At 33.4% G+C, this 14025-nt stretch carries 12 protein-coding genes; 4 read left to right on the forward strand and 8 right to left on the reverse strand.

Going from position 1 to position 14025, the window contains the following annotated elements; translation table 11 throughout:
* Window positions 1-15: 15 nt before the first annotated feature.
* Together FRY74_RS03030 and FRY74_RS03035 are read right to left on the reverse strand one after the other, a co-directional pair.
* Entirely contained in the window at window positions 16-408 is a 393-nt protein-coding gene (locus tag FRY74_RS03030; RefSeq protein ID WP_147098474.1) for a thiol-disulfide oxidoreductase DCC family protein, read from the reverse strand.
* Window positions 401-1318, reverse strand: coding sequence for a TIGR01777 family oxidoreductase (locus FRY74_RS03035; RefSeq protein WP_147098476.1), 918 nt, complete (start codon window positions 1316-1318; stop codon window positions 401-403). Before FRY74_RS03035 ends, FRY74_RS03030 begins: the two co-directional genes overlap by 8 nt.
* A 93-nt stretch (window positions 1319-1411) precedes the next feature.
* Between FRY74_RS03035 and hemB the strand changes: the two genes are divergently transcribed.
* Genes hemB through FRY74_RS03055 form a run of 4 tightly spaced genes read left to right on the forward strand, consistent with a single transcriptional unit; the run spans window position 1412 to window position 6833 of the window.
* On the forward strand, window positions 1412-2383 hold the full coding sequence (hemB, locus tag FRY74_RS03040; RefSeq protein ID WP_147098478.1) for a porphobilinogen synthase: 972 nt from the start codon (window positions 1412-1414) through the stop codon (window positions 2381-2383).
* Window positions 2376-3659, forward strand: a complete 1284-nt coding sequence (hemL, locus tag FRY74_RS03045) for a glutamate-1-semialdehyde 2,1-aminomutase (RefSeq protein WP_147098480.1) — start codon at window positions 2376-2378, stop codon at window positions 3657-3659. Before hemB ends, hemL begins: the two co-directional genes overlap by 8 nt.
* Before the next feature lie 12 nt (window positions 3660-3671).
* Window positions 3672-4709 carry a uroporphyrinogen decarboxylase gene (hemE, locus tag FRY74_RS03050; protein ID WP_147098482.1) on the forward strand — a complete coding sequence of 346 codons (1038 nt, stop codon included), beginning with the start codon at window positions 3672-3674 and terminating at the stop codon, window positions 4707-4709.
* Between the two features lie 6 nt (window positions 4710-4715).
* Complete coding sequence (locus FRY74_RS03055; protein ID WP_147098485.1) at window positions 4716-6833, forward strand: Tex family protein; 2118 nt, start codon at window positions 4716-4718, stop codon at window positions 6831-6833.
* On the opposite strand, the gene obgE is transcribed toward FRY74_RS03055, so the two are convergent.
* The 6 genes from obgE to FRY74_RS03085 all read right to left on the reverse strand — a co-directional run bounded on the left by obgE (window position 6830) and on the right by FRY74_RS03085 (window position 14016).
* Window positions 6830-7819: a GTPase ObgE gene (gene obgE / locus FRY74_RS03060; protein ID WP_147098487.1), complete on the reverse strand. Its 990-nt coding sequence runs from the start codon at window positions 7817-7819 to the stop codon at window positions 6830-6832. The two genes, FRY74_RS03055 and obgE, sit on opposite strands and share 4 nt — an antisense overlap.
* A gap of 21 nt (window positions 7820-7840) precedes the next feature.
* On the reverse strand, window positions 7841-8413 hold the full coding sequence (locus FRY74_RS03065) for an adenylate kinase (protein ID WP_147098488.1): 573 nt from the start codon (window positions 8411-8413) through the stop codon (window positions 7841-7843).
* Window positions 8414-8430: 17 nt separating this feature from the next.
* Window positions 8431-8967, reverse strand: coding sequence for a hypoxanthine phosphoribosyltransferase (hpt, locus tag FRY74_RS03070; RefSeq protein ID WP_147098489.1), 537 nt, complete (start codon window positions 8965-8967; stop codon window positions 8431-8433).
* 159 nt (window positions 8968-9126) lie between these two features.
* Window positions 9127-9669 (reverse strand): lysophospholipid acyltransferase family protein, encoded by a 543-nt coding sequence (locus tag FRY74_RS03075; RefSeq protein ID WP_147098490.1) that lies wholly within the window; start codon window positions 9667-9669, stop codon window positions 9127-9129.
* Window positions 9670-9682: 13 nt separating this feature from the next.
* The gene (locus FRY74_RS03080) at window positions 9683-10717 is read right to left on the reverse strand and encodes a PorP/SprF family type IX secretion system membrane protein (RefSeq protein WP_147098492.1); all 1035 of its coding nucleotides are present in this window, start codon (window positions 10715-10717) and stop codon (window positions 9683-9685) included.
* A 2-nt stretch (window positions 10718-10719) separates the two neighbouring features.
* Complete coding sequence (locus FRY74_RS03085) at window positions 10720-14016, reverse strand: CotH kinase family protein (protein ID WP_147098493.1); 3297 nt, start codon at window positions 14014-14016, stop codon at window positions 10720-10722.
* Window positions 14017-14025: the final 9 nt, after the last annotated feature.

Genomic DNA, 14025 nt, shown 5'->3' on the forward strand with positions numbered 1-14025 from the left:
GCTGCTAAATTAAGTTTAAATAAACTTTTTTTTAATTTGTTCAGAAGGAATTATGCAAGATTCACTTTTCAAAAACTTTTTTCGATTATCGGCTATAATATCATAAATACCATCTCGTATAAATTTTGGGACAACAAAAAATAGAACTCCCATTTTATAAAAACCTCCTATTTCTTTTAAAATAAATAATGCTGCAGTAGATTTTGTGTTAACAGAATCGTTTTTAATTAAAACTACTGAACCTAAGTCTGAAGTTAAATTATATTGATTCAACAACTCTTTCCCCTTTTCTGATTGTAACGACGAAAATCGAAATAAATCCTTTTTATCTCGTTCAATCACATATTTTACCCAAAAGCTGCAAAAATTGCAATCGCCATCAAATAATATGACAGCATAATCATCCATTTTTAATTAAATTATTTATCGCTAAACTTAGTTGATCATATTTAAAATGAAAACCATTTTCGTTTAATTTTTCAGGAATAAAATTTACACTATCTAACAATAAAGAAGGCTCTGTTTGTAAAAATATACTACCTAATTTAATACCAAATTCAGGAGCAGGTAACCCAAACGGTATATTCATTTGAAACCTTAATGTTCGCATCAATTCTTTATTCGAGACTGGTTGATTGGTCGAAAAATTAAAGACACCTTCCAAATTATTTTTAATAATAAAATCAACAGCCCTTAGGGCATCATCAACATGCATCCAAGCAATTTTTTGTTTTCCATTACCGGCTTTCCCGCCCATTAATAAGCTGGTAATTTTTTTCCAAACAGGAAATACTCCCCCATCATCTCCTAAAATTAACGAAATACGGATTGCAACCCTTTTTGTATGAGGCAAATCTTTTGCAAAAAAAGCCTTTTCCCAAGCTAATGCCATTTCCGATAAAAATCCATCATTGTATTCTTTCTCCTCTTCAGTATTAGGTTCGCTTTTTACTTTATACATTGCTCCTGCACTAGCGTTAAACCAAATTTTTGGAGGGTTTTCAAGCGATTCAATTGCTTCTGCCAAAACATTTGTTGAGTTAATTCTTGAAGACAATAAAGTTTTTTTGTTCTCTGCAGTAAACCGACAATTAATAGATTTTCCGGTGAGATTAATTAAAACCTCAGCACCATTTAAAGCGTTAACCCAATCACCTTTTGTTTCAGCATCCCAATGCTCAAATTTAACCGAACCTTCAGCATATGACTTCCCTCTAGTTAAAACAATAACTTGATAGTTGCTTTTAAAATACTCCACTAAATGATTTCCAAAAAAACCACTTCCACCTGCAATTATCATTTTACCTTTTGATTCCATGCAATAAAATTACTCCTTATTGTGTAATAAATATGACAAATAACACTTTTCACTTCAACTAACAACCTTATATTTGTTCCTCAATTTTATTACATGGCAGAACGATTAAGAGACAACCGAAAAACAGAAGAAATTAGAGCACAAGTTCGAGAAACTCACTTAAAAGTAACAGACTTTATTTACCCTTTATTTATTGAGGAAGCCGAAGGAATTAAAAAAGAAATTGTTTCAATGCCGGGTATTTTTCGCTTTTCGTTAGATAGAATTAATGAAGAATTGGATGAAGTTGTCGCTTTGGGAATTAAATCTGTTATCCTTTTTGGTATTCCTTTGAAGAAAGATGCTGAAGGAAGTGAAAGTTGGAATGATGAGGGAATTATACAAAAAGCTATTCGATACATCAAATCAAATTACCCCACTTTACAAGTAATTGCTGATGTCTGTTTTTGCGAATATACCGACCATGGTCATTGTGGTGTATTGTGCAACCATGATGTAGACAACGATTTGACTTTAGTGAATTTAAGAAAACAAGTTTTGGCTCAAGCTAAAGCTGGTGTAGATATTGTTGCTCCATCTGGAATGATGGATTTTGCTGTAAGAGAAATTAGAGATGAGTTGGATAAGAATGGATTTCAACACATTCCGATTATGGGCTACTCTGTAAAATATGCTTCTGCTTATTACGGTCCTTTTAGAGATGCTGCCGATTCAGCTCCAAGTTTTGGAGATAGAAGAACTTATCAAATGGATTCTGCTAATAGAAATGAAGCAATGAAAGAAGCACAAGCTGATGTTGACGAGGGAGCTGAAATTTTAATGGTAAAGCCTGCTTTATCCTACCTTGACATCATAAGGGATTTAAAAAACAATTTCGACTTACCAATTGCTGCTTACAATGTAAGTGGAGAATATTCCATGATTAAAGCCGCAGGTAAAAACGGATGGATTGATGAACAAAAAATGATGATGGAAACGCTACTTTCTATTAAGAGAGCAGGAGCTGATATTATTATTACCTATTTTGCCAAAGAGGCAGCAAAAATTTTGAATAACAATGAATAATACAAAATCGAAAGAATTATATAAAGCAGGTCAAAAACATTTAGTTGGAGCTGTAAACTCTCCTGTTAGAGCATTTAACTCTGTTGGCGGAAACCCATTATTTATGGGAAAAGCGCACAGAAGTAAAATTTATGATGTTGACGGCAACGAATATATAGATTTAGTGCTTTCTTATGGTCCTATGATTATTGGACATGGAAACGACAAAGTAATTGAAGCTGTGCAAAAACAAGTTTGTACTGGTTTTACTTTTGGTGCTAGCACCGAAAATGAAATTAAATTAGCTGAAATAGTTTGTAATGCTTTTCCTGGAATGGACAAAGTAAGATTTGTAAACTCAGGTACCGAAGCTATTTTAAGTGCAATACGTTTAGCAAGAGCTTATACTGGCAAAAACCACATTGTAAAATTTGCTGGTTGTTACCATGGACATTCTGATGCTTTATTAGTAGCTGCTGGCTCTGGTTTAGCAACTTTAAGTATTCCCGGAAGTGCTGGAGTTCCAAAAGAAGCAGTTCAAAACACCTTAATTGCTGAGTACAATAACATTGATTCTGTAAAAAAACACATTGCCGAATGCGATGATATTGCAGCTGTATTTATTGAACCGATTGCAGGAAATATGGGAGTTGTTCTTCCTTCCGATTCTTTTATTAAAGAATTAAGAAAGATTACTTCTGCAGCAGGAATTTTATTGGTGGTGGATGAAGTAATGACTGGTTTCCGTTCGAAATTTGGAGGAGCACAAGAATTATTAGGTATTGAAGCTGACATTACTTGCTTAGGTAAAGTTGTTGGTGGCGGTTTTCCTGTTGGAGCTTACGGAGCCAGAGAAGAAATTATGCAAATGGTTTCTCCATTGGGTGCAATGTATCAAGCAGGAACATTATCTGGAAACCCAGTTGCTATGGCTGCAGGAATCTCTACCTTAGAAGAATTGAAAGCACAAAACCCATACGATAAGTTTAACGCTCAAGCAGAAATTATAGAAAAAGCCTTATTAGCAGCAGCAACTGAAAATGGAATTGAATTAACCGTGAATCGTTTTGGGTCGATGATAAATCCATTTTTCTCAGCTAAAAAAATTACCAACTTTACAGAAGCTCAAGAATGTGATACAGCAAGATTTACGAAATTCTTTTGGGGATTAATTGAAAATGGTGTTTACATTCCACCAAGTCAGTTTGAAGCTTGGTTTTTATGTTCGGTTTTGAGTGATGAGGATATGAATAAAATAATTAATGCAATTAATGCAGCCATGAAATTGGCTAAATAATATAATATTAAGATGGCAGAATTCAACGACAATTTTTTAAAAGCTTGTAGAAGAGAAGAAACTCCTTACACTCCACTTTGGTTAGCAAGACAAGCAGGGCGTTACCAAAAAGAGTACATGAAGATTAAGGAAAAATACAGTATTATTGAAATTAGTACTATTCCCGAAGTAAGTGCAGAAGTTACTTTACTACCTATCAATCAATTTGAATTAGATTCTGCAATTATATTTTCTGATATTTTAATTCCGTTAGGGCCAATGGGAATTAGTTTTGAATATAAAAAAGGATATGGGCCATTAATTCATAATCCAGTTAGAACAGTTGCTGATGTAGAGAAACTAAAAGTAGTTGATCCAGCAACTGAAATGTGGTACACAGGTAAAGCATTAACCATCTTAAAAGGAGAGTTAAATGTTCCTTGTATTGGTTTTGTTGGCGCACCTTTTACCCTGGCTAGTTATATGATTGAAGGTGGTCCATCAAAGAACTACGAAACCATGAAAGCTTTTATGTACAACGAAACAAAAGCTTGGCATTTGTTAATGGATAAATTAGGAACTGTAATGGCTAATTACTTAAACTTTCAGATTGAGAGTGGAGCAATGGCTGTACAAATTTTTGATAGTTGGGTAGGTGCGTTAGACATTGACGATTATAACGAATATGTTTACCCACACGTAGAAAAAATGATTCAAATTGTGAAAAGTAAATATCCAAATGTTCCTTTAATTTCTATGGGAGTAAACTCTGCACATTTAATACCAAGCTTACGAAAAGCTAACCCCGATGTAATTGCTATTGATTGGAAAACTGATTTAGCAAAAACTTGGAAAGACCTAAATTACGAAGTTGCAGTACAAGGCAATTTAGACCCCACTGCCCTATTTGCCGATTGGAGTATTATTGAACGTAAAACCAAAAAAATATTAGATTCTGTAAAAGGAAAACCAGGACACATTTTTAATTTAGGACACGGTATTTTACCGGGAACACCAGTTGAAAACGTGAAACAGCTTTGCAAATTTGTACATGAGTATACAAGGAAATAAGTTTATATGTTATCATCACTCATTTCTAAAAACATCAATATTACTGAAAAAGATGTAAAAGCAGTAATTACTTTATTAGAAGGTGGGGCTACTGTTCCTTTTATTGCACGTTACCGTAAAGACATGACGGGCGGAATGGAAGACATTAATGTGTTTGAAGTTCAGAAGCAACTCGCTAAGTTTAAAGAGCTCGAAAAAAGGAAAACACACATTTGTTCGGTGATTGATGAGCAAGGAAAATTAACATCAGAACTCAAAGCAAAAATTGACGATTGTTGGGACGAAAAAGTATTGGAAGACATTTACCTACCCTACAAGCCTAAACGCCAAACCAAAGCAGAAGTTGCTCGTCAAAATGGACTAGAAGGTTTGGCTGGCATCATCATCAAACAAGAACAGCAACATTTAGGTAATGTTATAAATCGTTTTATAAAAGGCAACATTAAAACCGAAGAAGAAGCTTTGGAAGGTGCAAAAGACATTATTGCTGAATGGATCAGCGAACGCCAAAATACCAGAGATAGAATTAGAAGAACATTTTTCTACGACGGAGAATTGTTCTCCAAACTCAAAAAAGGAAAAGAACGAGAAGCTGAAAAATATGAATTGTATTTTGACTTCTCTCAAAAAGCAACTCAAGCACCTTCTCACCGTGTTTTAGCCATATTAAGAGGAACTGAAGAAGGTTTTTTAACTTCAGGAATTAAAGTAGAGAAAGACAAAATTTTGGAGATGATGAACCAATATTTTGTAAAAGGAAATGGTGAAGCTTCTGATATTGTAGCACAAGCTGTTAAAGAGGCTTATCAGCGTTTACTAAAACCCACCATAGAAAACGAATTACTTAAAGAAATTAAGTTAAAAGCCGATCAAGAAGCGATTAAAGTTTTTGCAAAAAACATTCGCCAATTGTTGATGGTTCCTCCTTTAGGTGATAAAAATATTTTAGCGATAGATCCAGGTTTTAAAACAGGCTGCAAAGTAGTTTGTATTGATAAACAAGGCAACTTAAAACACAATGAGACAATCTTTCCGCATCCACCACAAAATAAATTTACTGCCGCAGTCAGTAAAATTGGAAGTTTAGTAAATGCTTATAAAATTGAGGCCATCGCAATTGGAAATGGAACTGCTGGAAGAGAAACTGAAAACTTGATTAAAAAAGTACACTTTGACAAACCAGTTGAAGTGTTTATGGTAAACGAAAATGGTGCTTCTATTTATTCAGCTTCACCAATTGGCAGGGAAGAGTTTCCTGATTATGATGTAACCGTTAGAGGCTCAGTAAGTATTGGAAGACGTTTGATGGATCCTTTAGCAGAATTGGTAAAAATAGACCCAAAATCAGTTGGAGTTGGTCAGTACCAGCACGATGTTGACCAAAATTTATTAAAAACTGAACTCGACTACGTAGTTGAATCATGCGTAAACCAAGTGGGAGTTAATGTAAATACTGCTAGCAAATATTTATTGCAATATGTTGCAGGTGTTGGTCCTGTTTTGGCTCAAAATATTATTAATTATAGAACGGAAAATGGACCTTTCACTTCTCGAGAAGAAATTAAAAAAGTTCCAAGAATGGGAGCAAAAGTATTTGAACAATGTGCAGGATTTTTAAGAGTAAAAGGTGATAATGTTTTGGACAATACTTCTGTTCATCCTGAACAATATAAAACAGTTGCTGCTATTGCAAAATCGTTCAACAAAAAAATAGAAGATTTAATTGAAGATGAAACTCTTGTAAATACTCAACTAGATGAAAAACTAGTTGCTCAAGTTGGGAAATTATCCTTACAAGATATCTTAAAAGAGTTAGCTAAACCTGGTTTTGATCCTAGAAAAAAAATAAAAAAATTCAATTTTGATGAAAGCTTAAAAAGTATTTCTGATGTAAAAGAAGGAATGATTTTACCTGGACTAGTTACAAATCTTACCAACTTTGGTGCTTTTGTAGACATTGGTATAAAAGAAAATGGGTTAGTACATATCTCGCACATTACTGATCGTTTTATTTCTAGCCCAATGGAAGAATTAGACTTAAATGATTTTGTTCGAGTAAAAGTAATTGCTGTTGATATTGCTAAGAAAAGGATTGGGTTATCGATAAAAGATGCTAAGAGTTAATCATTAATCTTTTTCCAAAGCACATCTTTCAATTCCATCAACCCTTGTTGGGCAACAGAGGAGATAAACATCCAAGGCACATCAGGCATATCTTGAGCTATTTCAGTTTTAAGTTCATCATCAAGCATGTCAGATTTTGAAATTGCTAATATTCTTTCTTTATCTAAAAGCTCTGGATTAAATTGCTTAATCTCATTCAATAAAGTTTGGTACTCTTTATTGATATCATCACTATCGGCAGCAATTAAAAATAATAAAACAGAATTACGCTCTATGTGCCTTAAAAACCTCAATCCTAAACCTTTACCTTCGTGAGCTCCTTCAATAATACCAGGTATATCTGCCATTACAAACGAACGAAAATCTCTATATTCAACGATACCTAAGTTAGGTACTAAAGTGGTAAAAGGATAGTTTGCTATTTCTGGTTTTGCAGCAGACAAAACCGAAAGCAAAGTAGATTTACCTGCATTTGGGAAACCAACTAAACCAACATCAGCTAATACTTTTAGTTCTAAAATTCGCCATGCTTCTTGATAAGGTTCTCCAGGTTGAGCATATCGAGGTGCTTGATTTGTGGCAGATTTAAAATGATCATTTCCTAATCCACCTCTTCCTCCTTTTACTAAGATTTGTTCCTCTCCGTCTTCGGTTATTTCAAATAATGTCTCTCCGGTTTCTGGGTCTTTTGCAACAGTTCCTAAAGGCACTTCAACATAAGCATCTTCACCTTCTGCACCGGTACTTCTTGAACCACTACCCGCTTCTCCATGCCCTGCTTTTACGTGTCTTTTATATTTTAAATGTAAAAGTGTCCATAAGTTTTTATTCCCTCTCACTATAATATGACCACCTCTACCTCCATCTCCGCCATCAGGACCTCCTTTGGCTTCATATTTTTCTCTTCGGAAATGTCGTGAACCTGCTCCTCCATTACCAGAACGGCAATGAATCTTTACATAATCTATAAAATTTGTACCCGACATTTCTAACTACTCTCCTAATTATTAGCGATTATCAATAGCGCTACACAAACGAGAAAATATTTCTTCAATATCTCCAACGCCATTAATTTTTTGAAATTTATTCTTTGCATTATAAAAATCAGCAACAACTGAAGTTTGTTTATTGTAAACGCTTATTCTATTTGCAATTATACTTTCATCTTGATCATCAGCTCTTCCACTATCTTTACCTCTTTCTAATAATCTTTTAATTAATTCTTCTTCAGCTACATCTAATGCAACCATCAATGATATTGAAGTATTTTTTGATGATAAAAATTTATCTAGAGCTTCTGCTTGAGGTGTAGTTCTAGGAAACCCATCAAAAATATAACCTTTTGCTTCTGGTGTTTTATCCACCTCAGACTCAAGCATACCAATAGTCACCTCATCAGGTACTAATTCTCCTTTATCAATATATGTTTTTGCTAATTTACCTAAGTCAGTTTCTCCTTTAATATTAGCTCTAAAAATATCTCCGGTAGATAAATGAACAAGATTATATTTATCAATTAATTTTGCAGCTTGAGTGCCTTTTCCAGCCCCAGGAGGGCCAAACAATACTATATTTAACATATTATTCCTTTTAAATGCTAATCTTTTAGCACGTATATTGAACTTAAATTTCTTCCTAATCCATCATAATCCAAACCATATCCCAATACAAATGCATTTGGTATTTCCTTCCCTACATAGTCAATTTTATGATCCTTGTTGTAAGCTTCTGGCTTGTACAATAAAGTTGCTATTTTAATACTCTTTGGATTCTTTTCCTTTAAAATATCAAAAAGCTTTACCAATGTATTTCCTGTATCTACAATATCTTCAACTAAAATAATATCTTTCCCTTCTATATCCTCATTTAAACCTATTAATTCATTTATCTTACCAGTACTTTCAGTACCTTCATAAGATGCCATTTTAACAAACGAAGTATAGCAATCTAAATTTATTGATTTCATTAAGTCTCCCATAAACATAAAAGATCCATTTAAAACACCTAAAAAAATTGGTGTTTTCCCTTTGTAATCTTCATTAATTTTTTGAGCAACTTTTTTTATAGCCACATCTAGTTCTTCTTCTGAAATAAATGGCTTAAACGATAGGTCTTTTACTGTAATAGTTTCCATAAAATAAATTGGACTGCAAATGTAACTATTTTAATGATTGATACAGGCTAACCTTTGAGAATAAGTGTTTTTAACCAAAATTATTTGATGAAGTACAATCCTAAAGATACTTTTCTGAGGGATGTAATTCACAAAAGTATTGTCTTTATTAAGGCCTTTTTATAAAACACCTTTCTCTGGAAAACGTCCTTTTTTTGTACGGTAAAAACTTTTAATTTCTTCTATGTCTTTGTCTATATCACCTGTTGGATAAAAAACAGGCCCAAACCCTGCTTCTTTATTGGGATAATCTAAGAAACCAAGAATAATTGGCACATTAGCTTTTTGAGCTATAAAATAAAACCCTTTTTTCCAATCCGGACTATAGCTTCTTGTTCCTTCTGGGGTAACCATCATTGCCATTTTATCATTCTGTTCAAATGATTTAGCAATTTCATCGGTTAAGTTTGTGTTTTTACTTCTATCAACAGGAACCCCTCCCATTAAATCGAATAAAAACCCCATTGGGAAAAAAAACCACTCTTTTTTGATAAAAAACTTAACTGGTATTTTAAAAATGTAAAAATATAGGCGACCATAAAGAAAATCCCAATTACTTGTATGGGGAGCTGCTAAAATCACATATTTTTTAAGTTCAGGAGGAATTGATCCAACTGTTTTCCAACCCAATAATTTATATATAAAAGCGGCTATTTTTGACACTCCGTAAAAATACTTAAAAAGATTTTCTTTGCAGTGCTTTTGGTTTATTTACATACTTGAGAGAAATCTCAAGCCCTCCATTACCATTTGTTACATCAGACAAGCTTGAGTTATTATAATCGTATGAAACACCAAACATGAAATCAGAAAATTGCAAATAAAATTGAGGAATAATTGCATCTCTTACTCTATAATGAGCCCCAAATAGAATAGCAGATTGCTTAAAAAGACCCGAATATCTTGTTTCTGAACCGAACCCTATTTTAATTAATAAACCTGCCGTAATTTCTTTGTATTTTAATTGTTGAGCATAAAACATAGATGGAACAAGAGCAACTGAAGAACCACCCATATCAAAGGTACCTGAGAATTGACCAACGATTTTCATATTTAATTGTTCTTCAGCAACACCTAAAAAATCTTGTTTTGGCTTATTAATATGATAAGCTGCTAATCCAACATTAAAACTTTTTATTTCACTTCCTAAAAAATATTGAGAGGAGTTTTGAAATTTATAATAGATTCCAGCTCCTATATCCGTATAAAGTTTAGAACTTAAACTTCCTACTTCATTAGAGTTTATTTCTGTATCAAAGCCTTCACCATCAAACTGATTACCCCAGGTTAATTTAGAAAGTTTTGCTGAATATTGCCCAAAACCAATTTGAATACCTGCAGAGAAACTATGATAATCACTAACAGGCAATATACCTGCAACAGAAACTCCACCTAAAAAATTACCATAATTAGCATCTCCGGCGGCGTCTTGATAAAAATTACCCCCCACACCTAAATGAGCTCTTTTACCATTGCCTTTGGCAACAGGCATATCAAAAGATGCTGCATAAGTTTTATATGCTGCACCTAATCCTCCCCACTGTGTTTTATAATTGAGAATACCTCTAAATGAACCCATAAATGAACCTGTAGCTCCTGGATTAATTAACTGAGGTGTTTGAGAAAATTGGGAAAAATGTACATCTTGTCCTAAAACTGTTATACTCAACAGAAATAAACATAGTACAGCTATTTTGTTTAACTCTCTCATTACTATCTAATCAAAGTTATATTACCTGATTTAGTTTCAAAATCACCTTCCCAATATGAAACTTTCATTTTATAAACGTAAACACCAGCGCTAGCTTCCTTCCCTTCATAAGTACCATCCCAACCTTCAGTTTCATCATCAGTTTCCCAAACTAATTCTCCCCATCGATTATAAATACTAACTGAAATTGTTTCAATTTGACCTCCATAAACATATAAAATGTCATTATTTCCATCTCCGTTTGGAGAAAAAGCTCCTGGGAATTGTGCTCCTTGCTTTGGAGGAATTGGAATTTCAATATAAACAGCAATAATTGTATCATCTGATAATACATTAAAATTAGCTAAAGCCGATGATGAGCTTGGTAATATATTATGATTTCTAGATTCCCAGTGATCAAAAGAATATGTTTCAGGCAGCAACTCATATTCAAATAAATTAATTGCTGTATTTGTTATGTAACGCTCAGTATATGGATAAAGAGGTGGTATAAATGCATTTGCCTCAACATTTCCTGCTCCTATAGGACTTACATTGAAAGTAATATCAAAAGTATCAATGTATAAAAAATGTGCTACAATACTATCATCAGAAGTAACAGTAATAGTTGCATTTGCAGTAAATTCATCTGGGTTAAAACCTAAAACAGACGATTCCCAATGATCAAAAATATATCCCATTTGTGGTATTGCCACCAATGTAACAAGATCATTAGTTGTATAATTCTGATAATCTGGGTATGTTGGAGGAATAACTGTGTTAACAGATATATCTCCACCTAATATTGGATTAACATTATAAACTATATCAAATGTTTCTAATATTATAAAATGAGCAACAATACTATCAGCTAAATCAGCTGTAATCTGAACAGTAGGATTTAAACTATCAGGAGTGAAAGATGTACTTAAAGATTCCCAATAATCAAAAACATAACCAGGTTGTGGTATTGCTGTTAAATCTATTGTACTTAAAGTTGGATAATAATCTGAATAAACATAACCAGCTGGCATAAAACCGTCAATATCAATATCTCCACTTCCTACAGGAAAAACATCAAAAGCAATATAAGTAGAATCTTCAACAATAAAATGAGCAATTATACTATCTGATTGTGTAATCTGTAATGAATTTTTGTCATTTGTCAATGCCGAATCTAATGTGTGATTAAATATTTCCCAATGAGAAAAAGTATATCCAGTGTTTGAGTTTGCATTAAGCAAAATATCGATACCTCCAAAATAATCCCCTTCAAAAACATAATTTGTTGGAGTTGTAGAGTTTATTTCAATTTCTCCAGCTCCTGCTGGATTAACATTAAATTTAACTGGATAAGGACCAGACAAATTATAACAATCTACTAACCCATCATCAACAGTTACACACCTTGTGATTATAAAATCTCGCATATCCTGAACATTTTGTTGCCACTCAGCCATAGAACCTCCCCATCTAGCTATCTGGCCTGGCATTTCTGGTGCAATCATCCCAACTAAACTATCTAAAAGCGGTATCATATTATCACAACTAAATACTGTATTTCCTAAATCTATATATCGGGAAATATAATACTGCTCAAAAATTGGGTTATTCAATAACTCTTGCATTATAACCGTATGACCTTCTCCTCCTGGGTCTGGAAGATTTTCTGCATCACATGGACCTGCATTTGGTGAAGTATCTGGAATACCAGTATAATTTACATAATGCCCGAAAACAGCATCCATATCCCACAAAGTGTATCTCCATTTCTTTTTATCACCAGTTGGATCAATTCCTCTCCACCAAGCTGTATTCCAATTTAACCAATCTTTATTCACGATATAGGAATTTAGGCAGAAATAATCAACTAAGCTTTTCCAATTATACAGACTATCTACGTAATCAAAATTAGCTGGTATAGCCATATTGTTAGTGGTAATAAAATTTAATAAGTCATTCCAATCATTTTGTGCATTTGGTGCTCCAAATTTCTCCCATGTCCCACCCCAAGTCTTTAAAAACTGAATATACTCTGGACTACTTTTATATTTTTCATCTTGCTTATAATAATAATCCGTAAAGTCGTTATCATCTACTTTTTCACGAGTTTCATAAACTCCCCAATATTGTCCATTTACATATAAGATACACGCATCATAAGATCTTTCATCTAATTTCAACTTCCCTAATTGAGATAAAGTTTGTACATAAGGATCTCTGATGTGTGCTCCTCCATTCTCAAATGGATAATTATCACTTGCTCCAGGTTTCAAAATTATTCGTTGAAACTCATCTCTAGATTTGTGATGAAACAATTGATGATGAAGCGCATTATTATAGCCATGCTGATCCCTTGATATAAAATCCAGGCCTCTTTGATCATAAGCCCAAGAATCATTTCCATGCTTATTAAATTCACCTGTAACTTCAGTCTGCATCACTCCTGTCCTATCAAAAAATTCAAGTGCTCCAAATGGCTCAATTTGAGTACCATTTAACAAGGTTAATAAATCATCTCCTGATATAGAAATAACAGGTACAGTATGGGGAGAATTAATGAAATATGTATTTGTTTCAATAAAACTTGGAAGAATTGAAGGATCAGTACTAAACGCTTTTGCTCTCAATACAGTTGTAGTAGCAATATTGATTGCCCCAGAATACAAAGCAGAACTTGTAGTTGGCTCTGAGCCATCTGTAGTATAATAGATATCTACATTAGAGTCAGGTGTTGTTATAGATACTGATTGTGCTGAAGGATAAAAACCAGGAAACACACTTAATATTGGAGTAGAAGCATACTCTTGAAATACTCCTGTATTTGCAGTACCTGGAGTTGAATTTGTAAATACTCCCCACTCAGTTGATCCATCGCTTGTTCTTCCTCTTGAATGTAACAGTTGATGATTTTTAATTGTTAAGCTATCTATTATCGTACCACTAGGATCTGCTAAAATTATTTTTTCATGTTTAGTTTGTGTAAGTTTAAAACTTGTATGAACTTCTACTCCTCCTGCAATTACGCCCCTCCCAGAGGCATAAACCATTAAATACCCACCAGCAGGAATACCTATGGATCCTGGGATTTGAAATTTTGTAGGATTGCTGGCTTTATCACTTAAATAAAATCCATTTAAATCTAATGCCGTTCCCGTAGGATTATATATTTCAACCCAATCTTCAAATTCGCCAAAAAAATCAGGATCTCCTCCGCTTGTAGAATTAGCACAAGAGTATTCATTAATAACAACTTGAGAGAATGCAATATGGTTAAAATGCAAAACAATCAAAAGCAATAAAATCGATATTATTCTCATAATAAAAAC

This window comes from Vicingus serpentipes (assembly GCF_007993035.1).
GTDB classification, from domain to species: domain Bacteria; phylum Bacteroidota; class Bacteroidia; order Flavobacteriales_E; family Vicingaceae; genus Vicingus; species Vicingus serpentipes.

Bases quoted from the DNA above. Each gene is read 5' to 3' on its own strand.
- FRY74_RS03080 (WP_147098492.1), bottom strand. From the start codon at position 10,717: ATGAGAGAGTTAAACAAAATAGCTGTACTATGTTTATTTCTGTTGAGT.
- FRY74_RS03030 (WP_147098474.1), bottom strand. From the start codon at position 408: ATGGATGATTATGCTGTCATATTATTTGATGGCGATTGCAATTTTTGC.
- hpt (WP_147098489.1), bottom strand. From the start codon at position 8,967: ATGGAAACTATTACAGTAAAAGACCTATCGTTTAAGCCATTTATTTCA.
- FRY74_RS03055 (WP_147098485.1), top strand. From the start codon at position 4,716: ATGTTATCATCACTCATTTCTAAAAACATCAATATTACTGAAAAAGAT.
- hemB (WP_147098478.1), top strand. From the start codon at position 1,412: ATGGCAGAACGATTAAGAGACAACCGAAAAACAGAAGAAATTAGAGCA.
- FRY74_RS03065 (WP_147098488.1), bottom strand. From the start codon at position 8,413: ATGTTAAATATAGTATTGTTTGGCCCTCCTGGGGCTGGAAAAGGCACT.
- FRY74_RS03085 (WP_147098493.1), bottom strand. From the start codon at position 14,016: ATGAGAATAATATCGATTTTATTGCTTTTGATTGTTTTGCATTTTAAC.
- hemE (WP_147098482.1), top strand. From the start codon at position 3,672: ATGGCAGAATTCAACGACAATTTTTTAAAAGCTTGTAGAAGAGAAGAA.
- hemL (WP_147098480.1), top strand. From the start codon at position 2,376: ATGAATAATACAAAATCGAAAGAATTATATAAAGCAGGTCAAAAACAT.
- FRY74_RS03035 (WP_147098476.1), bottom strand. From the start codon at position 1,318: ATGGAATCAAAAGGTAAAATGATAATTGCAGGTGGAAGTGGTTTTTTT.
- obgE (WP_147098487.1), bottom strand. From the start codon at position 7,819: ATGTCGGGTACAAATTTTATAGATTATGTAAAGATTCATTGCCGTTCT.